General features: G+C 33.4%; 14 protein-coding genes. 10 read left to right on the top strand and 4 right to left on the bottom strand.

The features are described 5' to 3' along the window. Nucleotides 1–439 precede the first annotated feature (439 nt). From AAGV28_RS13440 to AAGV28_RS13415, 6 genes are all read left to right on the top strand, one after another. The gene (locus AAGV28_RS13440) at nt 440–4483 is read left to right on the top strand and encodes a hybrid sensor histidine kinase/response regulator transcription factor (RefSeq protein ID WP_373407271.1); all 4044 of its coding nucleotides are present in this window, start codon (nt 440–442) and stop codon (nt 4481–4483) included. Between the two features lie 226 nt (nt 4484–4709). Next, nucleotides 4710–7694: a SusC/RagA family TonB-linked outer membrane protein gene (locus AAGV28_RS13435; RefSeq protein WP_373407270.1), complete on the top strand. Its 2985-nt coding sequence runs from the start codon at nt 4710–4712 to the stop codon at nt 7692–7694. 11 nt (nt 7695–7705) lie between these two features. Then, complete coding sequence (locus AAGV28_RS13430) at nt 7706–9304, top strand: RagB/SusD family nutrient uptake outer membrane protein (RefSeq protein ID WP_373407269.1); 1599 nt, start codon at nt 7706–7708, stop codon at nt 9302–9304. A 31-nt stretch (nt 9305–9335) separates the two neighbouring features. Then, nucleotides 9336–10481, top strand: a complete 1146-nt coding sequence (locus tag AAGV28_RS13425; RefSeq protein ID WP_373407268.1) for a SusE domain-containing protein — start codon at nt 9336–9338, stop codon at nt 10479–10481. A gap of 22 nt (nt 10482–10503) precedes the next feature. Beyond that, nucleotides 10504–11664 (top strand): glycoside hydrolase family 53 protein, encoded by a 1161-nt coding sequence (locus AAGV28_RS13420; protein WP_373407267.1) that lies wholly within the window; start codon nt 10504–10506, stop codon nt 11662–11664. 51 nt (nt 11665–11715) lie between these two features. After that, entirely contained in the window at nt 11716–14142 is a 2427-nt protein-coding gene (locus tag AAGV28_RS13415; RefSeq protein ID WP_373407266.1) for a DUF4982 domain-containing protein, read from the top strand. 81 nt (nt 14143–14223) lie between these two features. Here the strand turns inward: AAGV28_RS13415 and AAGV28_RS13410 are convergent, their stop codons facing one another. Continuing rightward, nucleotides 14224–14619: a hypothetical protein gene (locus AAGV28_RS13410; protein ID WP_373407265.1), complete on the bottom strand. Its 396-nt coding sequence runs from the start codon at nt 14617–14619 to the stop codon at nt 14224–14226. Between the two features lie 204 nt (nt 14620–14823). Here AAGV28_RS13410 and AAGV28_RS13405 point away from each other — a divergent pair, with 204 nt between their 5' ends. The 4 genes from AAGV28_RS13405 (at nt 14824) to AAGV28_RS13390 (ending at nt 21214) form a co-directional block, all read left to right on the top strand. Then, complete coding sequence (locus AAGV28_RS13405) at nt 14824–16512, top strand: glycoside hydrolase family 28 protein (RefSeq protein WP_373407264.1); 1689 nt, start codon at nt 14824–14826, stop codon at nt 16510–16512. A 273-nt stretch (nt 16513–16785) separates the two neighbouring features. Beyond that, on the top strand, nt 16786–17973 hold the full coding sequence (pelA, locus tag AAGV28_RS13400) for a pectate lyase (RefSeq protein WP_373407263.1): 1188 nt from the start codon (nt 16786–16788) through the stop codon (nt 17971–17973). 302 nt (nt 17974–18275) lie between these two features. Further along, the gene (locus tag AAGV28_RS13395) at nt 18276–20228 is read left to right on the top strand and encodes a glycoside hydrolase family 97 protein (protein ID WP_373407262.1); all 1953 of its coding nucleotides are present in this window, start codon (nt 18276–18278) and stop codon (nt 20226–20228) included. 158 nt (nt 20229–20386) lie between these two features. Next, nucleotides 20387–21214: an SMP-30/gluconolactonase/LRE family protein gene (locus tag AAGV28_RS13390; protein ID WP_373407261.1), complete on the top strand. Its 828-nt coding sequence runs from the start codon at nt 20387–20389 to the stop codon at nt 21212–21214. A gap of 438 nt (nt 21215–21652) precedes the next feature. On the opposite strand, the gene AAGV28_RS13385 is transcribed toward AAGV28_RS13390, so the two are convergent. From AAGV28_RS13385 to AAGV28_RS13375, 3 genes are read right to left on the bottom strand one after another with little or no spacing between them, the layout of a single operon-like run. Continuing rightward, nucleotides 21653–22087: a hypothetical protein gene (locus AAGV28_RS13385; RefSeq protein ID WP_373407260.1), complete on the bottom strand. Its 435-nt coding sequence runs from the start codon at nt 22085–22087 to the stop codon at nt 21653–21655. Then, nucleotides 22087–22578: a helix-turn-helix domain-containing protein gene (locus AAGV28_RS13380; RefSeq protein ID WP_373407259.1), complete on the bottom strand. Its 492-nt coding sequence runs from the start codon at nt 22576–22578 to the stop codon at nt 22087–22089. The genes AAGV28_RS13385 and AAGV28_RS13380 overlap by 1 nt, the downstream gene beginning before the upstream one ends. A 3-nt stretch (nt 22579–22581) precedes the next feature. Then, complete coding sequence (locus AAGV28_RS13375) at nt 22582–23154, bottom strand: hypothetical protein (protein ID WP_373407258.1); 573 nt, start codon at nt 23152–23154, stop codon at nt 22582–22584. Between the last annotated feature and the right edge of the window lie 198 nt (nt 23155–23352).

Raw genomic sequence — 23352 nt, 5'->3', positions numbered from 1 at the left:
TTTAAACGGATTTTTTAAATTTTAGATTTTTCCACTGCAAATGCAACAGTTTCATAAATAAAATTAGCCACGAATTAACACAAATTAGGTTGTCATACATATTCCACGAATCTGCTATAGGTAGATAAAAATTTATGTAATTTATTTTGAATCACTAAAATTTGTGCAAATCAGTGTAATTCGTGGCTAAAATAAAACTTCTACGTTTGTCCTAAGATTTCTTCCAATCTATTTTTTTGTTCGATAATTATAACTTATTTGTGGAGTATATTCTAAAATCTTCACTTTTCAGATCTTTATACCCCCACTAAGTTATTTTTTTGCTAATAATGAAATAGTTCTTTTTAGTATTATGAACTACAACGGAGAATAACTTAATTGCTTATTTTGATTTACAATTAGAAAGTAGCTACTTTTATAAATTCTAATACTGCTAATTGTGAAATTATTTTTAAACTTCTGTATCGTGTTTTTTTCGGCGACATTCATTTGTTTTTCCCAGTCGCAAGCGGTTTTTAAAAAAATCAATCAATCGTCTGGATTGTCTAATGGTAGGATTACCAGCATGGCAAAAGAAAAGAATGGATTTGTATGGATAGGAACTAATAATGGACTGAATCGATACGATGGTTTGGGTTTTAAAGTGTATAACAAGAGAAACAGTACTATTGGCTCCAATGACATTTCAGATATTTTAATTGACAGTAAAAACAGAATTTGGATTACCACTCTGGGAGGCGGATTGAATTATTATAATCCGCTCAATGATACGTTTCAAATTTTTAAAAATAATCCCAACAATCCTAAATCATTATTATCTAATAATGTTAGTACGTTGATTGAGGATTCAAAAGGACTTATTTGGCTAGGAACAGAAAAAGGATTGTGTTGTTTTAATCCCGTGAGTAAACAATTTATTTCTTTTACCAATCAATTTAATAATAGTCAAACCAAAAAAAGCAATAGTATTACCAGTATTTATGAAGATAAAAACAGGAATCTATGGATAGGTACTTTTGGGAATGGCTTATTTCTATTTGATAGAATTGAAAAAAAATTCAACCAAATTAAATCGGAACAAATACAGGTTTCTGATTTTATCAACGTGATTTCTCCATTAGATCCTGACAGAATTCTTATAGGAACAAGCGGTAGTGGTTTGTTGTTATTTGATTTGGCTACAAGAAAATTTTCTGATTTTTTAAAAGAAAATTTAGCATTAAAACAAGAAATAAATATTGTTCGTTCTATAAAAATAGATAGTAAAAATAATTTATGGATTGGAACCGATGGTAATGGACTTTTTGAAGTGGAGTATCCCAATGCAAATCATCCTGTAATCCATAATTATCTGTATAATTCGCAATTAGAAACATCTCTTTCTGGAAATGCTATTTATGATATCATGGACGATAATGATTCCAATATTTGGATTGGTACGGCATGGAATGGGATTAGTGTTTTGGATAAAAAGAACCGAAGTGAGTTGTTGTTTAGTGATATTGTAGGTTTAAATCCATCGCCTGTACTTTCGATTTATAAAAAAGGACAAGAACTTTATTTAGGTCTAGATGGCGAAGGATTGACGGTGTTTAATACGGCATCAAACAGGGTTAAATATTATAACGAAAAGCATCATAATACGGGTATAAAAGGCAATTACATTCAGAAAATTGCGGAGACTAAAGATGGGATATTATGGTTAGGTACTTTTAAAAATGGCTTGGTTAAGTTCAACAGGCAAACCGATCAATTTGTACAATACAAGCATCAATTTGAAAATAAAAGCTCCATTAGTTATGATGATGTAAGAGATATTATTGAGGATAAAGACCATAATTTATGGATAGCCACCTGGGGTGGAGGGTTGAATTATTTTGATACGAAAACGGAAAAATTCATTAGCTATAGAGAAAGTTCAAATAATAACAAAACCATCAACAATGACAACTTGATTGATATGGTTCAAGATGGAGACAACATTTGGATTGCCACTTTTGGTGGAGGATTAAATGTATTTGATACTAAAAAAGGAATCTTCAGTTATTATAAATACAAGGATTCTGGTGTAAATACTATTAGCAATAACAATGTATTTTCGTTGTGTAAAGATTCAAAAGGGAATTTATGGATTGGTACTGCGGGAGGTGGTATTAATAGAATGAATTTAAAAACCCGTAAAGTAGAACGTTTTGAAAAAAATGATAATATTAAATACCAAACGGTAACAGGAATTATTGAAGATGATAATAATACCATTTGGTTTAGTACAAAACAAGGAATTTTAAACTACAATTATCACACCAATACTTTTAATAGCGTTTCTAATCTTTCATCAGAATTTCATATCAATGCTATTTTTAAGGATGAAAAAGGATGGATTTATTTTGGAGGAATCAACGGAGTGGTGAAGCTCAATCCCAAAACTATTGAAGTAAGTTCTAAGCAACCAAAAGTGAAGTTGACTAATTTTAAATTGTTCAATAAAGAAGTACCGATTGAAGATAATGGTGTTTTAGAAAAAGACATTGCATTTACAGACGAAATCACTCTGGATCATACTCAGGATGTATTAACTTTTGAATTTTCGGCATTGCAATTTCCTTTTTCGAATAGCTGTGAATATGCCATTAAAATGGAAAATTTTGATGAAGAATGGCGTTATATTGGAAAAGACAGAACAGCAACTTATACTAATTTGTCTCCTGGTAACTATATATTTAAGGTAAAAAGTAAAGAAGCCGGAGGTCAATGGGGACAAGAATATGTTTCTGTAAAAATCCATATTTTGAGACCGTATTGGTTTCAGTGGTGGGCTTTTTTAATTTATGGAGCCGTACTGGTTTTTCTGTTTTATTTGTTTCGAAAATACACTATTGCTTGGGAACGATTGAAAGCAAACCTTGAGTTTGAGAAATTGACTCATGAAAAAGACAACGAATTATACACACTAAAACAGCAGTTTTTCACTAATATTTCTCATGAAATTCGAACTCCGGTAACTTTAATTTTAAGTTCTATAAACAGATTGTTTGAAAAAGGCGAAATGCTGGAAAGTAAACAAATAAAATCAGCACACACTATTCGAAAAAACAGTAATTTATTACTTCAATTGGTCAATGAACTATTGGATATCAGAAAGCTAGAGACGAATGATATTCATTTAAAAATTACAGAAAGCGACTTTGTTTCCTATTGCAAAGAAATTTTTCTATCCTTTTCGGAAATTGCTTCTGACCGTGATATAGAGTACACTTTTAATTCAGAAGAACCAAAAATACCGCTGTGGTTTGATAAAAACCAATTGGAAAAAGTACTCTACAATTTGCTAACCAATGCTTTTAAGTTTACTAAAAATGGAGGCGCTATTAGTGTCGAAATAGAAACAGATGAAGAGGCAGTTTATTTAATAGTGAAAGATACCGGAATTGGAATGTCTGAAGCTTATATGAGTAAAATATTCAATCGTTTTTATCAAATTAAAAGTGTTGAAACTGATGAAAAATCGGGATTTGGATTGGGTTTGTCTATTGCAAAAGAAATTATAGAACTTCATAAAGGATCAATTGAAGTAAAAAGTGAAAAGAATAAAGGAAGTATTTTTGAAGTACGATTGCTCAAATTGAAAGCACACTTTTATGAAAACGAAATTGAAAAAGTAGAAGTAGTTAGCAACCAGGGACTCGATACGATCAAGCATTTGAAACAAAAAATAGAGAAAAATGAGCTTAAAAAAGAAACTATTTTAATCGTTGAGGATAATATAGAAATTCAGGAATCATTAAAAGAAATTCTGAATAATGACTTTTTGATTTTGCAGGCTTTTAATGGAGAAGAAGGGTTGAAAATGGCTTCCGAAAATTTTCCCGACTTAATAATAAGTGATGTTATGATGCCAGTTATGGACGGAATCGAATTTGTAAAAAAATTGAAATCCAACACTTTTACAAGTCATATTCCCATAATTATCTTAACGGCAAGAACCACTTTGAAAAACACCATGGAAGGTTTTGAAACCGGAGCAGATGATTACATCGCTAAGCCATACAATGAGGAAATGCTAAAAACAAGAATTACTAATTTGTTGAACAATAGAAGATTAATTAGAGAAAAATTTATAAACGATAATCTTTTAAATCCCAGAGAGCTCGCTATTAGTTCTCCAGACCAATTATTTTTAGAACGATTGTATCAAAGCTTAGAACCTAATTTAGAATCTAACAATCTAAAAGCAGAAAGTATTGCAAGAGAAATTGGAATGAGCCATTCGGTTATGTACAAAAAGATAAAAGCATTAACGGGATTGTCTTATGTCGAATTTATTCGTGATTATAGATTGTCAATCGCAAAACAGTTGATACAGGATTTAGGATACTCTGTTTCTGATGCTTGTTATAAAGTAGGCTATTCTGACCGAAAGTATTTCAGTAAAATGTTCAAGGAAAAGTTTAAAAAGAACCCTTCCGAATTTTTAAAATCTTAAAAGTGCTTTTTAAGTTATATGTAATTTATTTGTGTATTTTTTTTGTATTTAATTAAAATTCAGTCTTATTTATCTAAAAAAACGAATCCTTCACCCCTTATCAACGAAAGTGACCCACATGGAAAGGGATAGAATCTAAGTACTTGCACCTATCTATTTAGTATGTATTGTTTTAAAAAAAGAAATGCATACTAATGACTAAACTAACTAACTTAAAATATTATTTATGATGAACCGCTATCGAAAAAGAGGGGGCTTTTTTAACTTGAAACAACATTTTTTTATGGCTTTGTTTCTATGTTTTTCTGTAGCTTCTTTTGGTCAAAAATTAAAAGTTTCAGGAATTATTCAGGACGCAATAACTAGTGCTACTATTCCTGGAGTGAGTGTAATTATTAAGAGTTCAAATCTAGGTACTACAACCGATTTAGATGGTAAGTATCAAATTGAAGTGAATCAAAATGATGTTTTGGTATTTTCTTATATGGGATATCAAAAAGTCGAAATGCCAGTAAAATCAACAACTATTAATGTTAGTTTAATAGAGGATACACAACAACTGGACGAAATAGTGGTTATTGGATATGGTAGTACAAAAATTAAGGATGCTACAGGATCAGTAACTTCGGTAACGGCCAAAGATTTTAATAAAGGAAATATTGTTACTCCTGAAAATCTTTTAACAGGTCGTGTGGCAGGTTTGTCTATTACAACCGGAGGAGAACCAGGAGCTGGATCTACCATTAGAATTCGTGGTGGAGCATCACTGGGAGCATCAAATGATCCTTTAATTGTAATTAATGGTTTGCCAGTAGATAACAATACCATAGGAGGTTCACGTTCTATATTGAGTTCGATTAACCCGAGCGACATTGAATCTTTTTCTGTTTTAAAAGATGCCTCAGCTACTGCAATATATGGTTCCAGAGCTTCAAACGGAGTGATTATTATTACTTTAAAGAAAGGGACTAAAACTTTTTCGGCTACTTTAGATATGAACATGAGTGTGAGTACACTTGCAAATAAAATTGATGTCTTTAGTGGAAATGAACTTAGGGACTTGGTAAGTGTGCAAAATCCAAGCTTATTGCCTCTATTAGGAACAGCAAATACCGATTGGCAAAAAGAAATTTACAGAAACAGTATTTCATCTAATGTGAACGTTTCGGTAAACGGAATGTTATTTGACAAAATCCCATCAAGAGCTTCTTTTGGTAGAACATTACAAAATGGTTTGATGTTAACTTCAGGATTTGAGCGTAGCACGGGGTCGCTGTCTTTAAACCCTAGTTTATTTGATGATCATTTAAAAATAAGTGTGAATGCTAACGCTTCTTTGGAAAAAAACAGATTTGCTTCTGGCCAACAGGGAAATGCAATCACTTTTGATCCTACTCAGCCTGTTTATGATCCTAATTCTCCATTTGGAGGATACTTTCAATATTATCGAGATAATAATGACGGGGTTATTAATAAAAGTGATTTAACGGAACGTGCTCCGCTAAATCCAGTAGCAGAGTTATTGCAAAGAAATAGCCGAAGTGAAGTAAAAAGAATCTATGGTAATGTGAAATTAGATTATAATTTCCACTTTTTACCGGAACTTTCAGCAGTGTTAAACATGGGTATGGATAAAAGTACAGCCGATGGTTTTACAAGAGTTTCAGATAAAAATCCACTTTCTCAGGCTGATGGACGTATTATAGGTTCGTCTTCAGAATATTCTAATGAGCAGAGTAATTATTTATTAGACGGATATTTAGCATATAAAAAAGAATTTGGAATCTTAAATCTGGATGCTACTGCTGGTTATTCGTATCAAAAATTTACCAATGAAAGATATAATAGTAATGAATTACTAGATGATGGCGTGGATAGTGCTCCAGTTTTAAATATAGATCCAAATTTAGTTTTAATTGGATTCTTTGGAAGAACGAATCTTTCTTTTTATGATAAATATCTTTTTACTTTTTCGTATCGTAGAGATGGAACCTCTCGTTTTAGTAATGCAAACCGTTGGGGTAATTTTCCTGCTGCTGCTTTTGCCTGGAAAATCAAAGAAGATATATTTCCAGAGTCTAAAGCTATATCTAATTTAAAATTAAGATTAGGTTGGGGAGTTACGGGGCAGCAAGATATTGGACAAGCTAATTTAGACTTGTACATGTCCAGATATAATAAAGGTTTACCAACTTCTCAATATATTTTTGGAAATACAGTAACAAGTATTGGGATACCACAATTTAGAAATGAAGATCTAAAATGGGAAGAAACCACAACGTATAATGCTGGTTTAGATTTTGGATTTTTTAATGATAGATTGACAGCTACAGTTGAAGGTTTTTATAAGGAATCTAAAGATTTGCTTGCTAATGCAGCTATTTCAGACGGTTCTAATTTTAGTAATTCTGGATTTCAAAACATTGGTGATTTTACATCAAAAGGGATTGAATTCTCGGTAGGAGCTGATATTATTAAAAGCGAAAAAGGTTTTAATTGGAATTCTAATTTCAATGCCACATTTATCAAAACCCAAATTAAAAGTTTGGCATTAGGTCAAGACCAGTTAGTGGGTACAACAGGTGCTGGTGCTGGAGGCGGATCTACTGCCCAAATTCATAGAGTGGGATATACTCCTTATTCATTTTATGTGTACAAACAAATTTATGATACCAGTGGTAAACCTATTGAAGGGGCTTATGCCGATTTGAATGAAGATAATATCATCAATGATGCCGATTTGTATATTCATCATAATGGTATGCCAATAGTAACTATGGGGTTTGCATCCAATATGAGTTATAAAAACATAGACTTATCTTTTAATATGAGAGCCAGTTTAGGTAATTATGTCTATAATGGTTCTAATGCTACCAGAGCCCAATACAATTTATTAAGAAACAGTTCGGTGGTGTCCAATTTGCCAACGTCAGTTTTAGATACCAATTTTCAATCTTCCGAAGACGTAATATTATCTGATTATTATATCGAAAATGCTTCGTTTTTAAAAATGGATAATGTAACCATTGGATACACATTTGAGGATATATTTAATGCCCGCTCCTCTATACGTTTATCTGCCAGCGTGCAAAATGTATTTACTATTACTAATTATTCAGGTTTAGATCCTGAAGTTTTTGCAAACGGAATAGATAATTCAATAACTCCTCGACCTAGAACTTTTTTGGTTGGAGCTAATATGAAATTTTAAAAAGAAACAGTATGAAGAATATAATAAAACAAAAAGTAATTTACATTTTAGGTCTTGTTTTGCTAATTGTAGGCTGTACAAATGATCTTGATGTTGAAGTTAAAGATCCAAATGCACTGCTGGCAGATGCCTTTTATTCAAAACCAGAATCGTATAAACAAGGATTGGCAGGGGTGTATGGTAACTTAACATTAACTGGTGCATCAGGACCTGGAAGTTCTAATATCTCCGGTTTAGATGCTGGAACAAGTCAGTACGGAAGAAGTTTTTGGAACTTGCAGGAACTCACTACTGATGAGGTAAAATGGTCTTGGGAAAATGACCCGGGATTAAGAGGATTAAATACAAATACTTGGACTTCGGATAATGTGGTTATTAGAGGTTTTTTTGGAAGATGTATGACTCAAGTGGCCTTTGTTAATGAATACTTAAGACAGACAACAGATGCTAAATTAGATGGCAGGGGAGTGAGTGCCGAATTGCGTAATGAAATTAAAACGTACAGAGCCGAAGCTCGATTTTTAAGAGCATTAGCGTATTATCACTTGATGGATTTATTTGGTAAAGCAGGATTTGTTACTGAAAATGATCCTGTAGGAGCCTATCAATCTCCGCAATACGACCGTTCTCAATTATTTGCCTTTGTAGAATCAGAATTAGAAGCCATTCTTCCAGATTTAAAAAATCCGCTTCAAAATGAATATGCCAGAGCTGATAAAGCTGCAGCCTGGATGGTATTAGCTAAAATTTATTTAAACGCAGAAGTTTTTATTGGTGAAGATAAATACGATCAATGTCTTACGTATTGCAAAAATATTATTGATGCCGGATTTGTATTATCACCGGTATATGCCAATAATTTTAATGCAGATAATCACAATAATTCAGCAAGAAATGAAATAATATTTCCTATTGTTTCTGATGGTGTGGTAACCCAAAATTATGGGCCAACTACGGTAATGGTAAATGCTCAAGTAGGATCTTTAGAACAAAATGGAGCTGATTTTGGTGTAGCAGGATGGGCAGGAGGATTGAGAGTAACGAAACAATTTTCGGAAACTATGCTAAATGGAAACTATGATAACGATGATAGAAATACCATTATTAGTGAAGATAGAACGATTGAATTGACTAATATGGACAACTATGGAACGGGATATATTACTGCTAAATGGTCTAATAAAACGTCTGCAGGAGTAAATGGTTCAGCAACTGAAATTGTGGATACTGATTTCCCTATGTTTAGATTAGCAGATGTGTATTTAATGTATGCCGAAGCGGTTCTAAGAGGTGCTTCTGGTGGTTCATTGACTACTGCAAAAGACTATATCAATCTTTTACGCAATAGAGCAAACAACACCAAATTAATTACTGTTGGCGATCTTAACTTAGATTTAATTTTGAACGAAAGAATGGTAGAATTGTATGGCGAAGCCCATAGAAGACAGGATCTAATTCGTTTCGGGAAATTTACTGGAGGAATCTACAATTGGTCTTGGAAAGGAAGTGTAGTGAGTGGTATTGCCATTAGCGATATATACAAAGTTTTTCCAATTCCAAGAGCGAGTGTTGCTGCAAATCCAAATCTTAAACAAAATACAGGTTATTAAAAACAGATAAAAAAATTAAAAAATAGATACAATGAAAAAACTAATCTTAATCTTTATAGCATTTATAACATTAGTAAGTTTAAATGCTTGTTCAGACGATAATTCGCCTATTTTTACTGCAAAACCAGATGTTGATGGTATCGCATTTACCAATTCTTTTGCAGCAAATTATTTAATATCTCAAGCTACAAAAGAAAACGTGGCCGATCGATTTATTTGGGAATCAGCAGATTTTGGAGTACCAACAAATAGTACTTATGAACTTCAGGGTGCTATTACTGCCGATTTTACAAACTTTAAAGTTGTAGGTACTACTAGCGAAAATAATATTGCTGTTACTGTTGCTAATTTATTAGAATTTGCCAAAGATTTAGGACTTGATGATAACCCTGCAACTACTAATACAGATGGTTCAGCTAATAATACAGGACAAGTTTATTTTAGGGTAAAAGCTACTACAGGTACAACGGGAACTAACGCAACTTTTTCAGAGGCACAAGTAATAACTATAAAATGGATTGAAACTGTAGTTGCAGGAAATAGTTGTCCTTCCCTTTTTGCTCTTGGAGATGCTTTAACTGATATCGGTTGGGTTTTTAAACCTGCAGGCGAAATGATTTGTAATGACAATGTTTTACAAGTAAAAGCGCGATTTACTGCTGGAAACTTTAGATTTTACCAAGAATCAGGAAACTGGTCATCTGATTTAAAATTTGCACATTTTAAAAACGAAGGATATACAATTGACGCAAACTTAGTAGACGCTCTAGATGGAGAAAACTTTAAATTTGTTGGCACTCCTGGGATTTATACCATCACTATTGATAACACTAAAAAAACAATTGTATTAACACCTTCAACTAATCTATGGGCAGTAGGAGGAGCGGTACCTGGAGGCTGGGATTTTAACGCAGTGAGTACTATTCAGTTTGTTGAAGCGACTCCAAATATTTGGTCAGCATCCATTACATTATCAAATGATGTATTTAGATTCTTCCACGTTTTTAATACTTGGGATACCAAAAACAATTTTGCCTTCTATGAAGATGCTGGTTTTGAAATCGATTCAAAATTAGTAAATGATGGAACTGGAGATGCCAATTTTAAATTTACAGGTACGCCAGGAACATATAAATTAACCATTAATGGAATCAATAAAACCATTACTTTAGAATAAAATTATAAACAAAGAGTGTCTGATGAAAAAAACAACAAAATTATATATCCATACGTTTGTAGTGTTAGCCTGCTTTAATTTTGGTTCTTGCCAGAATGATTCTGGAAGTACAGAAAAAGATATAGTAGTCCCAGAGCCAAGTAAAGAAAAAATCTCTTTTTATTATGGGGCAGATTTATCTTATGTAAATGAAATGGAAGATTGTGGAGCTACTTATAAAAATGATAAAGGCATTACTCAGGATCCTTATAAAATTTTTAAAGAAGCGGGGGCTAATTTAGTGCGTGTTCGTTTATGGCACAATCCAACTTGGACAAAGTATTCTAATTACAATGATGTAAAGAAAACTATTTCTAGAGCAAAAGCTCAAGGAATGAACGTCTTATTAGATTTTCATTATTCGGATACATGGACAGATCCCGAAAAACAAAAAATTCCAGCAGCTTGGGAAAGTCAAATGAACAATAAAGAAGCGTTAGGAAAATTGTTATATGATTACACCTATGAGACTTTAAATAATTTAGCGAAGGAGAATTTACTGCCAGAAATTGTACAAGTAGGTAACGAGATCAATCCAATGATTTTACAGGGAGATCAATTAGTTTGGCCAATAGATTGGGGACGTAATTCCTATCTAATCAATAAAGGAATTAAAGCGGTAAGAGATATTTCAAAAGATAAAAACAAAGAAATAGGGGTTATGCTTCATATTGCTCAACCAGAAAATGGCTTGTGGTGGTTTAAAGAAGCAACTGAAAATGGCGTTACTGATTTTGATTGGATCGGATTATCCTATTACCCTTTATGGTCTAAATACAAATTAAATGATGTTTCGGTGCCTATTAAAACATTGGTAGATACCTATAAAAAAAGACTGATGATTGTTGAAACAGCCTATCCGTTTACTTTAAATAATAATGATAGTGCTAACAATATACTTGATTCTGGTGCCTTGATTAATGGCTATGCTGCAACTCAAGAGGGACAGTTAGCTTATTTACAAAAGCTGAAAGAAATTGTTGTTACTTCTGGTGGCGAAGGATTAATTTATTGGGAACCTGCTTGGGTTTCCACTGACTGTAGTACGCTTTGGGGAAAAGGTTCTCACTGGGATAATGCTACATTATTTGACTCAAATAATAAAGCAACTTTGGGAATGAAATTTTATAACGGCTCTAAATAATTTTGCATTCATAAGCAGCAATTATAACAACTAAAATATACAACATTTACGATGACACAGTTTAGAATTTTCCTGGTTACCTTTTTTATTATAACACAAATTTCGGTTTCTCAAGTACGTACAGTAAGGGAATTGGATAGCAACTGGAAGTTTCAAAAAGGAGATTTTGAAAATGCTTTTCAATCCAATTTTAATGATTCGAAATGGGAAAAAGTAACTGTTCCACACGATTGGGCTATTTACGGTCCTTTTGATAAAGAAATTGACAAACAAAAAGTAGCCATTGTTCAAAATGGCGAAAAAGTAGCTTCCGAAAAAACAGGAAGAACAGGTGCTTTGCCTCATGTAGGTTCGGCTTGGTACAGAAATAAATTTTCGATTTCGGCAGCAGAAAAGGGAAAGAAAGTGATTCTGCTTTTTGAAGGGGCTATGAGTGAACCACAAATTTATCTAAACGGGAAAAAGGTAGGCGAATGGGCGTATGGCTACAGCTATTTTTATTTTGATGTAACTGATCTCATCAACGCAGGAGAGAATACTTTGGCTGTAAAGCTAACCAATAAAGAATTTGCTTCACGCTGGTATCCAGGTGCTGGTTTGTATCGAAAAGTAAGTTTGATTATAAAAAACAAGGAAAGTATCGATCAATGGGGAACTTCCATTACAACACCATTTATTAGTAAAGAAGCAGCTAAAGTAAATGTAAAAACAAAGGCTACTGGCGAAAATGGTTATTTGGTTACGACTGTTTTTGATGCCGATGGACAAAAATTAAGTTCGGAAAAAACCACTACAAAATTTGGAACCGAATTCGATCAAAACATTAAAGTTGACAATCCAAAATTGTGGAGTCCGGAAAGTCCTTATTTGTACAAAGCCGTTTCGCAATGGTTTGTAGGAGACGAATTAAAAGATGAGGTTACCACTCGTTTTGGAATTCGTGATATAAAATACGAAGCCAATAAAGGATTTAGTTTAAATGGCGAGGTTCGAAAATTTAAAGGCGTTTGCCTGCATCATGATTTAGGACCTTTAGGAACAGCAATAAATATGGCTGCTTTGCGTCGTCAATTGACTATTTTAAAAGACATGGGTTGTAATGCAATTCGTAGTTCACATAACATGCCGTCATTGGAACAATTAGAATTGTGTGACGAAATGGGCTTTATGTTTTTAGCCGAAAGTTTTGACGAATGGGCAAAGCCAAAAGTAAAAAATGGATACAATCGATTTTTTGAAGCTTATGCTGAGAAAGACATCGTTAATTTAATTCATGCTACCAGAAATCATCCTTCTATTGTAATGTGGAGTTCTGGGAATGAAGTTCCTGATCAATGGGGAGAAGCGGGAGTTAAGCGTGCCAAATGGCTACAGGAAATTTTCCATAGAGAAGACCCTACGCGACCGGTTACTGTGGGTATGGATCAGGTAAAAGCAACTATGGAATCTGGTTTTGGAGCTTTGTTAGACATTTCGGGATTGAATTATCGGGTGCATTTGTATGAGGAAGCTTTTAAAAAATTCCCACAAGGGTTTATTTTAGGTTCAGAAACGGCTTCTACCGTGAGTTCAAGAGGAATTTATAAGTTCCCTGTGGTGCAAGAAAAAAACAAACAATATCCTGATTTCCAAAGTTCTTCTTATGATTTAGAAGCCTGCAGTTGGTCGAATGTGCCCGATGAAGATTTTGTTTTACAAGATGATAAACCATGGGTTATAGGCGAATTTGTTTGGACTGGTTTTGATTATTTGGGCGAACCTACGCCTTACGATGAAAGTTGGCCCTCTCGAAGTTCTTATTTTGGGATTAGTGATTTAGCAGGGTTGCCTAAAGATCGATTCTATTTGTACAGAAGCCGTTGGAACACCGAAAAAGAAACCTTGCATATTTTGCCACATTGGAATTGGGAAGGACGTGAAGGAGAAATAACACCTGTTTTTGTGTACACCAATTATGATAGTGCAGAGCTTTTTGTAAATGGGAAAAGTATGGGAATTCAAAAAAAGAGTAATGCAACACCGCAAAACAGATACCGTTTGATGTGGATGGATGTGAAGTACGAACCTGGAACGGTTAAAGTAGTTGCTTTTGATAAAAACGGAAAAGCTGTTGCCGAAGAGGAAATTCATACTGCTGGAAAAGCGTACCAAATTGTATTGGATGCCGATAGAAAAACCATAAAAGCAGATGGTAAAGATTTGTCTTATGTTACTGTTTCAGTGGTGGATAAAAACGGAGTTCCATGTCCTACACTTACCAATCAATTGCAATTTAAAGTAAAAGGGAAAGGAAAATACAGAGCAGCTTGTAATGGCGATGCGACTTCATTAGAACAATTTCATCTACCCACAATGAAACTATTTAGTGGAAAGTTAGTGGTTACAGTACAATCCCTCAAAGAAGCTGGAAACATAGAGTTAATCGTTACTGGAAAAGGTTTAAAACCCGCAACCCTAAGCATTAATTCTACCAATTAATAAATCACTAATAGAAATAAAAAAGCCCTCTTTTCAGAAATGAAAAGAGGGCTTTTTTATTTTTGTAAATTTCAAATAATTTTAAAAATTAATTCTCGAGATTTCTATTCCTGAAGGATAAGAGAGATTGCCTTTTTCTTCGGCAGTAATAAAAATTTCTTCTACCTCGAAAGGTGTTGTTGTATTGAGGCTTGATTTTTTTGCATTTTTATTAGTTAATAACCCAACATTTTTTGTGCCATTTTCTTTAGTGACAACCCAAACTACATAATTGTCTTTTGGTGGATTAAGTCGATCTGGACTTGCTAGATTGCTAGCATTAATTTCGATGAGATTGTTTTTGTTTTTATCATGTTTCATTTTTGCCGAAATTACAGCTGCGGGAGTAATACTTGAAATAGGAAATTTTACTGTTGAAGTACATGAACTGAGCAAAAGGACTAATGCGCCTAATGTTATATTTTTTATTGTTTTCATACTGTAAGGCTTTTAAATTCATCTAAAGATAAGTTTAATTATATTAAAAGTCTCATAATTTTTGCTATTATTTAATCTTATTTGAAAAGGATTAAAAAGAGGAGCAATCTTATGTCACGGAAATCAATTATTTTTAAATATATTTGCAAGGCAATCGATTACATTTATTATTAAATTCAAAAAATAATCCATAAAAAAACGAGTATGAAAAATAAATCAAGAAATTTACTGTTTGCTGCTTTTGTTGTCATGCTATCCAGCTGGTCGCAAAATAGTGTTGCTCAAACTTCAAATTCCAATGGAAACTATGAAGGAATTGAATTTAAAATGGCTATTGTTAGGGAGCCAATTATTCCAAATAATTCAGTAAACATTAAAGATTTTGGCGCAGTTAGTGGCGGAGATGTTTTAAACACCCAGGCCTTTGCTAACGCTATTGATGCCATTTCTAAAAAAGGCGGTGGAAAAGTGATTATTCCTCCTGGAATTTGGTTAACAGGACCTATTATTTTAAAGAGTAATCTTGAATTGCATGCACAAACGGGAGCGTTAATTAAATTTTCACCGGACAAAAGTTTGTATCCATTAGTAGAAACTAGTTTTGAAGGATTAAATACTTGGCGTTGTATTTCGCCACTTTATGGTAAGAATCTAGAAAACGTTGCTTTTACAGGAAAAGGAGTTTGGGACGGTTCAGGCGAGGTTTGGAGACAAGTTAAAAGAAGCAAACTTACAGAAAGCCAATGGAAAAAATTTGTTGCTTCGGGTGGCGTTGTTAATGAGTCAAAAACGAGCTGGTATCCATCAGAAGTTTTTATGAATGCTTCTAAAGGTGCGGATCAAAATGTACGTTTGGATTTAAAAACTAAAGAAGATTTCGAAAAAATTCATGATTTTCTTCGTCCCGTATTAGTAAGTATTCAAAACAGTAAAAGAGTACTATTTGACGGGCCAGTTTTTCAAAATTCTCCAGCCTGGAATCTTCATCCATTGATGATTGAGGATTTAATTGTTCGAAATGTATCGGTTCGTAATCCTTGGTTTTCTCAAAACGGAGACGGTCTTGATGTAGAATCTTGCAAAAATGTTTTAGTAGAAAACTCTAGTTTTGATGTAGGTGACGATGCCATTTGTATTAAATCAGGAAAAGATCAGGACGGTCGTGATCGTGCGGTGCCTTGCGAAAATATTATTATCAGAAACAATATTGTGTATCACGGTCATGGTGGAGTTACCGTAGGTAGCGAAATGTCTAGCGGTGTAAAAAATATGCACGTTTCTAACTGTACTTTTATGGGGACTGACGTTGGATTGCGTTTTAAAAGCAATCGAGGTCGTGGAGGAGTTGTTGAAAACATATTTATTTCTGATATCTTCATGACTGACATTCCATCTCAGGCTATTTCTTTCAATTTGTATTATGGAGGAAAATCAATTGCTGAAACTCTGGAAGAAGGTGGAACTCCTGTGGTAAATAAAGCAGTTCCTGTTGATGAAAAAACACCACAGTTCAAGAATATTTCGATGAAAAACATCACAATTGCAGGAGCTAATCAAGCGGTATTTTTACAAGGTTTACCTGAAATGAATTTGGAAAATATCGAAATTACTAATTTGAAAGCGAAGGCAGATAAAGGTTTTACAATTGTTGATGCCAACGGAATTAAAATTACAAATGCCACTTTAGATATTAAAGACCCTGCAATTTTTGATGTGTATAATGTTAAAAATATGACGATTGAAAATGTTGATTTTAATTCGACTTCACCAAAAGCAGTTTCTGTCAATGGAGAAGCTTCTGAGAAAATCAAACTGAATTCTTCATCAAATACTGATTTATCTAAGAAAACGTTCATTGGAAAAACAGTTCCTAAAGGCGCTGTGAAATTCTAAACATAAAATAAGAGCCTGTTTAAAATTCATCAAAATTAATTTCCCTATTCCGCCGTGGCGGATGTAATTTTGATGAATTTTTAAGAAATTTTCCACCCGCCGCGGCGGGACGGAGAAAAAGAAAATTTATTAAAAATAAATAAATTTAAACAGGCTCTAAACAAATCAAGATCACCAGAGTTAGTTAATTCTGGTGATTTTTTATCTAATTTGCTTAAACCAAATCAGTTTTTAACACTCTAAGTTCTAAACAATCCTAATAAATTATAAACAATGACATTTAAAAACAAGAATTATTTGGTATTTCTGATTGTATTTGCGCTATCAAATGCTTTTATAAATGCCCAATCAGATAATAAAGATGCTGTAATAAGTACAAAAGCTTTTGGTGATAGCGAAAGACATTGGTACGGAATTAAAGACGCAACCAATTTAATAAATCCGGTTCCTAATCAAGCGCGATATCCAGAATCTGATTACGCAAAAATTGCCGATAATATGATTCTTTTTCAGCGTGCCAATGGAGGCTGGCCAAAAAATTATGATATGAAGGCCATTCTAACTCCGGAACAAATGGATAAAGTAGCCTCTTCAAAGACTGCTTTGCATACCACTTTTGACAACGAGACCACTTATACACATGTCTATTATTTAGCTCAGGTTTATACTGCGACTAAAATTGAAAAATACAAAGAAGCCTGCGAAAAAGGAATCCAATTTATTATTGATGCACAGTATGCTAATGGAGGCTGGCCACAATATTTTCCTTTAGAAAAAAATTACAGTCGCTATATTACTTTCAATGATGGAGTTTATATGGGAATAATGGATTTGTTAGACAAGATAGTTAATAACAATCCCAATTTTACTTTTGTTGATGCAACATTAAAGTCGAAAGTGACTGAGTCATACCATAAAGGAATTGATTGTATTTTGAACATGCAAATTAAAGATAATGGCAGACTTACCGCTTGGTGTCAGCAACATGACGAAGTAAGTTTAGCACCTGTTTGGGCTCGAAAATTTGAACCACCAAGTATTAGTAATTCCGAGAGTGTGAATGTAGTTTTGTTTTTGATGAAAATCAAAAATCCAAACGAAAGAATTATTCAATCGATACAAGGTGCTGTAAAATGGTTTGAAGACTCTAAAATTTACAACACCCGAATCGAATCTTTTGAGATTGAAGCATTCGAATCAAAATTCAAAACCGTAAAAAACGATATTCGTGTGGTAGCCGATTCGACAGCAGCTCCTATCTGGACTCGTTTTTATGAATTAGGAACTAATAAACCTCTTTTTTGTGACCGCAATAGTGAGTTGTTGTATTCCTTGGCAGAGGTTAGCGTAGAACGACGCAGTGGCTATTCCTGGTACACCTATCAGCCTAAAAAAGTATTGGATAAATATCCTGATTGGCAAAAAAAATACGCCCCATCTAATGATGTTTTAAAACAATAAAATTTAATTTTCGAAATGATAAAAGACAGTGATTGCTGTCTTTTTTTGTGCAAAAAAAATAAAATATTCAGTTTTTGCTGCCTCTCCTCCAATGTCATTAAGTTAAGGAATTTTTGATTGAGATTAACGATTGCTGATTTCATATTTTGGTGTTAGTAAATAAGTTTTTTCTTCGTTTCATATAAATAGTGTGTATTTTACACTTTATTATTTCGAAACCAATAAATATTTGGTATTTTTGGTTTTCCAAACCATTTAGAAATTAAAAAATGATCCTTTCAATTTTAAAATCAAATCTATTTATGAATCTTAAATCATTGTATTGCTTTTTGTTACTTAGTTTTTTTGTAACCAATGCGCAAGCACAGCACGCTGTTGTAACAAGCCCCGACGGAAAACTTATTGTTAATTTGGCTGTAAACAATGGAACACCAACTTATAGTGTTTCATACAAAGGAAAGTTGTTTCTAGAACCTTCGCCTATTGGATTAAAAACCAATATTGGAGATTTTAGCACTGGTTTAGAATTAAAGGAAAAACAAATCCAAAACAAAATTGATGAAACGTACGAATTGCCTAATATCAAACAAAGTAAGGTTCATTATGTAGCCAATGAAACCGTATTTTCATTCACAAAAAATAAAGAATCCGTTATTGATATTACTTTTAGAGTGAGTAACAATGATGTGGCTTTTAAGTATAAAGTATATCCGCAAAAATCAACGGTTGCAGCAGTTGTTCAGGAAGAGGCATCTGGGTTTTTATTTCCAGCAGGAACGACTTCGTTTCTTTCGGCACAAAGTAAAGCAATGGTCGGATGGGAGCGAACAATGCCTAGTTACGAAATTCCGTATGTTGTTGATGCGCCAGTAGGTGAAAACGGAAAAGGAGAAGGTTATACTTTTCCTTGTCTTTTCAAACTTAAAAATAATGGCTGGGTTTTAATTTCAGAAACAGGTGTGGACAGTTACTATTGCGCCAGTAGATTAATTGGTCACGAAAAAGGGTTGTATACTATTGGTTTTCCTATGCAAGGCGAAAACAATGGCGTTGGTTCATCCACTCCTGGAATTAGGCTTCCTGGTGAAACACCTTGGCGAACGATTACTGTTGGCGAAAGTTTAGAGCCTATTGTAACTACAACAGTTCCTTTTGATTTAGTGAAACCTCGTTACGAAGCTTCTCAGAAATACCAATACACCAAGGGAACTTGGAGCTGGATTATTGGTATGGAGAAAAGCATGAATTATGAGGAACAAATACGATATATTGATTTTAGCGCAGATTTGGGTTATCAAACACTTTTAGTTGATGCGCTTTGGGATACTCAGGTAGGGCGTGACAAGGTAGAGGCTTTAGCAAAATATGGAGCTAGTAAAGGTGTTGGTTTGTATTTATGGTATAATTCTAACGGATATTGGAATGATGCGCCTCAAACGCCTAGAGGAAAAATGGATAATAGTATTGCACGCCGTAAAGAAATGGCGTGGATGAAAAGCATTGGAATCAAAGGTATCAAAGTAGACTTTTTTGGTGGTGACAAACAAGAAACCATGAAGCTATACGAAGATATTTTATTCGATGCCAATGATTACGGAATTATGGTCATTTTTCACGGAACGACTCTGCCGCGTGGATGGGAAAGAATGTATCCTAATTATGCTTCTAGTGAAGCGGTACTGGCAAGTGAAAATCTTTTCTTTACTCAGGAAAGCAATAATTTAGAGGCTTTTAGTGCTACGCTGCATACTTTTATTCGAAATACGGTAGGAAGCATGGATTTTGGCGGAAGCGCTTTGAACAAGTTTTACAATGATAAAAACACGCCTAATAAAGGTTCTAAACGACTGACTTCTGATGTTTATGCTTTGGCGACGGCAGTGTTGTTTCAAAGTGGTGTGCAGCATTTTGCATTGGCACCAAACAATTTAACTGATGCGCCAAAATGGGCAATTGACTTTATGAAAACAGTACCAACAACCTGGGATGAAGTTAAATTTATTGATGGTTATCCAGGAAAGTACGCCATTTTAGCACGCCGTCAAGGGAATAAATGGTATGTAGCTGGAATAAATGCTCAAAAAGAAACTATTAAAATTAAAGTAAAACTCCCTATGATTGCTGGGGGTTCTGAATTGAAACAATTCACCGATGACGCACAATTGAACGGAAAACTAACCACCATAAAACTGAAAAAAAATCAGGAAATAGAAGTAAGTATTCCTTGCAATGGAGCTGTGGTTTTGGTGAATTAATAGTTTTTTTGAAAAATAAGTAAGAGTCATAAGAAGGATATTTAATTCATCTTATGACTCTTTTAGTATCCGATAAACGTAACTTGATGTTTTTTAATTGGTTAATAAATTTTACTTTTGTTATTAATCATGATGTATAACGCAATATTTAAAATAATATGAAATATAAATTAGGAACACTATTCGTTGTTTTGCTGTTAAGTTTGACTTCAAAAGCCCAACAACTTTCAAAACCCATCTGGGAGAGCAAAAATCTACCAGTACCGGAATCAGTGCTTTACAGTGTTGCTGACAACAAATTATATGTAAGTCTGATTGATGGTGCAGGGAATGTAAAAGATGGAAAGGGCGGAGTGGCTATTCTTAATACGGATGGCTCTATAAGCAATGAGAACTGGGTTGAAGGTTTAGATGCACCTAAAGGCTTGGCACGTTTTAAAAATACCCTTTTTGTGGCTGATATCACCGCTGTAGTAAGTATTGATATTCCTAGTGGAAAAATCATTAATAAACTGGAAATTGAAAAAGCCGTTTTTTTGAATGATGTAACAGTAGATGATAAAGGAGTGGTTTATGTTTCGGATACCCGTACCAATAAAATACACCGTATAAAAAATGGGCAAAGCGAACTTTATTTAGAAAACGTGACCGGTGCTAATGGTTTAAAATGGATCAATAAAAACCTGTATGTTTTAGCCAATACAGAACTTTTAAAAGTTGATAAACACAAAAACAGAAGCGTTCTGGCCAAAGGTTTCGAAAAGCCAGGTGATGGACTGGAACAACTTAAAAACGGTGATTTTATAGTGAGCTGCTGGGCAGGATTAATTTATTATGTAAAAGCCAATGGCGAAGTAAAGAAATTGCAGGACGTACAGGGCCAAATGAACACCGCTGATTTGGGTTATAACCCCAAAGAAAACATGTTGTATGTCCCAACGTTTAACCACAATAATGTAATTGCTTATCAATTGCTGGTAAACTAAAAACGGATTAATGCTAAATGTTTTGGAGAAACATAAAAATACACTCTAATTATTTTTTACCGCAGAGAGCGTAAAGATTTTAATCTAAAAATGTGTTTCTAAAAGTATAAAGTTCGCAAAGCTAAGACAATACAAAGCTTTGCGAACTTTCGATTTTTATAAAAGCTAAGGGTATAAAACTGAGCGTTCTCTGCGGTAATTTTTTTTTAACTCCACAGGTTTTCGGATTGATCCATTTCTATCCGTAACTTTTGTAAAGTCTTTGTTTGCTAAGTTCAGACCAAAAAAAAAGCCACTCAATTTCTTGAATGGCTTTCTAGGAAGCTCCCTCTCTTGGGCTCGAACCAAGGAGTATGACTAGCAGTAAAACCAATGCTTTACGTTGTTTTACTTTTTTATGTTACCGAATTGTATGCCTTTTTTAATATTATTTTTAATTTATTTGTAATCAAAAATTGCATCTTCTGGAACCATCTGCGCTACATTAAGAGTTGGTAGGATGTACTTATTAAAAATTGTTCCTTCTGTCTTAGCATGTAGAATTCCTCTTGACGTACCTACAGTTATCATTGCCATATGAGCGATAAAAGAACTAGGAATAACAATTTCCTCGTTAACTATTAAATCATTGAAAGATTCAATTCCAATCTCAAAATTACAATTTACTTGAATCGTAATGAAAGGCTTCTTTTTCATTTCAAAAGTAAATTTCATTGAAATTACAAAATCTCTCTCCTCTGTATTTAAACCGTAAGATAAATTGGTCTCTAAATTAATTTTGCCTTTGTCCAGATGATTTTCTTCAAACAAAGCAAATTGCTCAGTCTTAATACCTTTAATGCTAAACTCTATTTCTTTCTTATTGTTTTCCATTATCTAGCAATCGCAAATTGATTTCGAGGTCTTGAATAAGTCATTCTTTTATGTACAACTCTCATTTGAGGTCTTATGGTTAAAGGAATTTCTTTTTTATCGGTTCTTAAAATAAACTCATTTATTAATGTTGTTGGTGCTGATTTTATTTGAGTTGAATTAGTTTTAATTTCTGTTATTGGTTTATGATCAATAATCTCCATTAATGAAATTTCTAAAGCTGTTTCAAGTTTACCTACAGTCTCAAAGGTTAAATTTTGTTTTCCCTTGATAATTTTGTTTACCTGTTGTGCTGAAACATTCATTTTTTGGGCTAGATCTTTTTGAGACAATCCTTTCTGGCTTAATGCTTCTAGAACATTAATCGCAACTTTTGAAGATTGATCTATCCATTTTTTGTTGGCTTTATAGTAAGCCAACTTTGAAAGAAAATTAGAAGGCTTGTCGCTTACTAATTTTTCAAACTTGTCTAATCTTTCGTTTAGTTCCATATATTAAATTTCATACACTTCAAAATCATCTTGATCTAGAATTCCTTCTTCTTTCAGATAATATTTAATGTCGTCTAATTTTTGTTTTTCTTTGAGTAAATGAGTTCTTTCGTCCATAGTCCCAACTAATTTTATTGCTCCGCCAGTAACAATAAATGTGTTTGGTCCAATTTTAATTGCATACATGCGCAACCATTTTTTTTGAATTTGTGTTTTGGCTTTGACTTGTTGAAGCTCTTTTTGCGTGTAGTCTAGGTTGCGTAAAGGTTGGAATACTATCGACAGGTTGTCACCGCCGATATTTGTTCCTGAAATTGCCAAACTTTCGAGTTGGTCAAATAAATATTCGGCTTCTTTCCGGGTGTAATTAATTGCTTGTTGTATGTTGATTGTTTTTCCATAATAACCACTATTTAAATCGTCTTGATGTAAAGTGAAAAAATCGTATAAATATTGAGGATTCAATAACCATTGTTCAATACACTTGGTTACTTCATCTTCAAGTTCACCTTTTAAGTGAATAGAAAATAATCCCTCGCGCTTATTTTCTTGGACAAATATAGGAACTATTTTCATTAAATCAACTTATAGGTTTATTTTTTACCAAAATTATATGATTTTACAATACTATGGAAACTTAGTTATTAACATAAAGTCTTGTTTCTTCCTCAATTACATCTTATATTATTCGCAAAGACTTTAAAAACAATAGGTTGTAGACTATTTGTAATATCCTCTTTGTTTTCCTAAAAAGGACATTTATCTCCTCTTCTT

This window comes from Flavobacterium zubiriense (genome assembly GCF_041729725.1).
GTDB classification, from domain to species: domain Bacteria; phylum Bacteroidota; class Bacteroidia; order Flavobacteriales; family Flavobacteriaceae; genus Flavobacterium; species Flavobacterium zubiriense.
This window is presented reverse-complemented; position numbering and strand designations above follow the sequence as displayed.

Bases quoted from the DNA above. Each gene is read 5' to 3' on its own strand.
- AAGV28_RS13410 (WP_373407265.1), bottom strand. From the start codon at position 14,619: ATGAAAACAATAAAAAATATAACATTAGGCGCATTAGTCCTTTTGCTC.
- AAGV28_RS13435 (WP_373407270.1), top strand. From the start codon at position 4,710: ATGATGAACCGCTATCGAAAAAGAGGGGGCTTTTTTAACTTGAAACAA.
- AAGV28_RS13380 (WP_373407259.1), bottom strand. From the start codon at position 22,578: ATGGAACTAAACGAAAGATTAGACAAGTTTGAAAAATTAGTAAGCGAC.
- AAGV28_RS13395 (WP_373407262.1), top strand. From the start codon at position 18,276: ATGAATCTTAAATCATTGTATTGCTTTTTGTTACTTAGTTTTTTTGTA.
- AAGV28_RS13420 (WP_373407267.1), top strand. From the start codon at position 10,504: ATGAAAAAAACAACAAAATTATATATCCATACGTTTGTAGTGTTAGCC.
- AAGV28_RS13385 (WP_373407260.1), bottom strand. From the start codon at position 22,087: ATGGAAAACAATAAGAAAGAAATAGAGTTTAGCATTAAAGGTATTAAG.
- AAGV28_RS13425 (WP_373407268.1), top strand. From the start codon at position 9,336: ATGAAAAAACTAATCTTAATCTTTATAGCATTTATAACATTAGTAAGT.
- AAGV28_RS13375 (WP_373407258.1), bottom strand. From the start codon at position 23,154: ATGAAAATAGTTCCTATATTTGTCCAAGAAAATAAGCGCGAGGGATTA.
- pelA (WP_373407263.1), top strand. From the start codon at position 16,786: ATGACATTTAAAAACAAGAATTATTTGGTATTTCTGATTGTATTTGCG.
- AAGV28_RS13415 (WP_373407266.1), top strand. From the start codon at position 11,716: ATGACACAGTTTAGAATTTTCCTGGTTACCTTTTTTATTATAACACAA.
- AAGV28_RS13430 (WP_373407269.1), top strand. From the start codon at position 7,706: ATGAAGAATATAATAAAACAAAAAGTAATTTACATTTTAGGTCTTGTT.
- AAGV28_RS13405 (WP_373407264.1), top strand. From the start codon at position 14,824: ATGAAAAATAAATCAAGAAATTTACTGTTTGCTGCTTTTGTTGTCATG.
- AAGV28_RS13390 (WP_373407261.1), top strand. From the start codon at position 20,387: ATGAAATATAAATTAGGAACACTATTCGTTGTTTTGCTGTTAAGTTTG.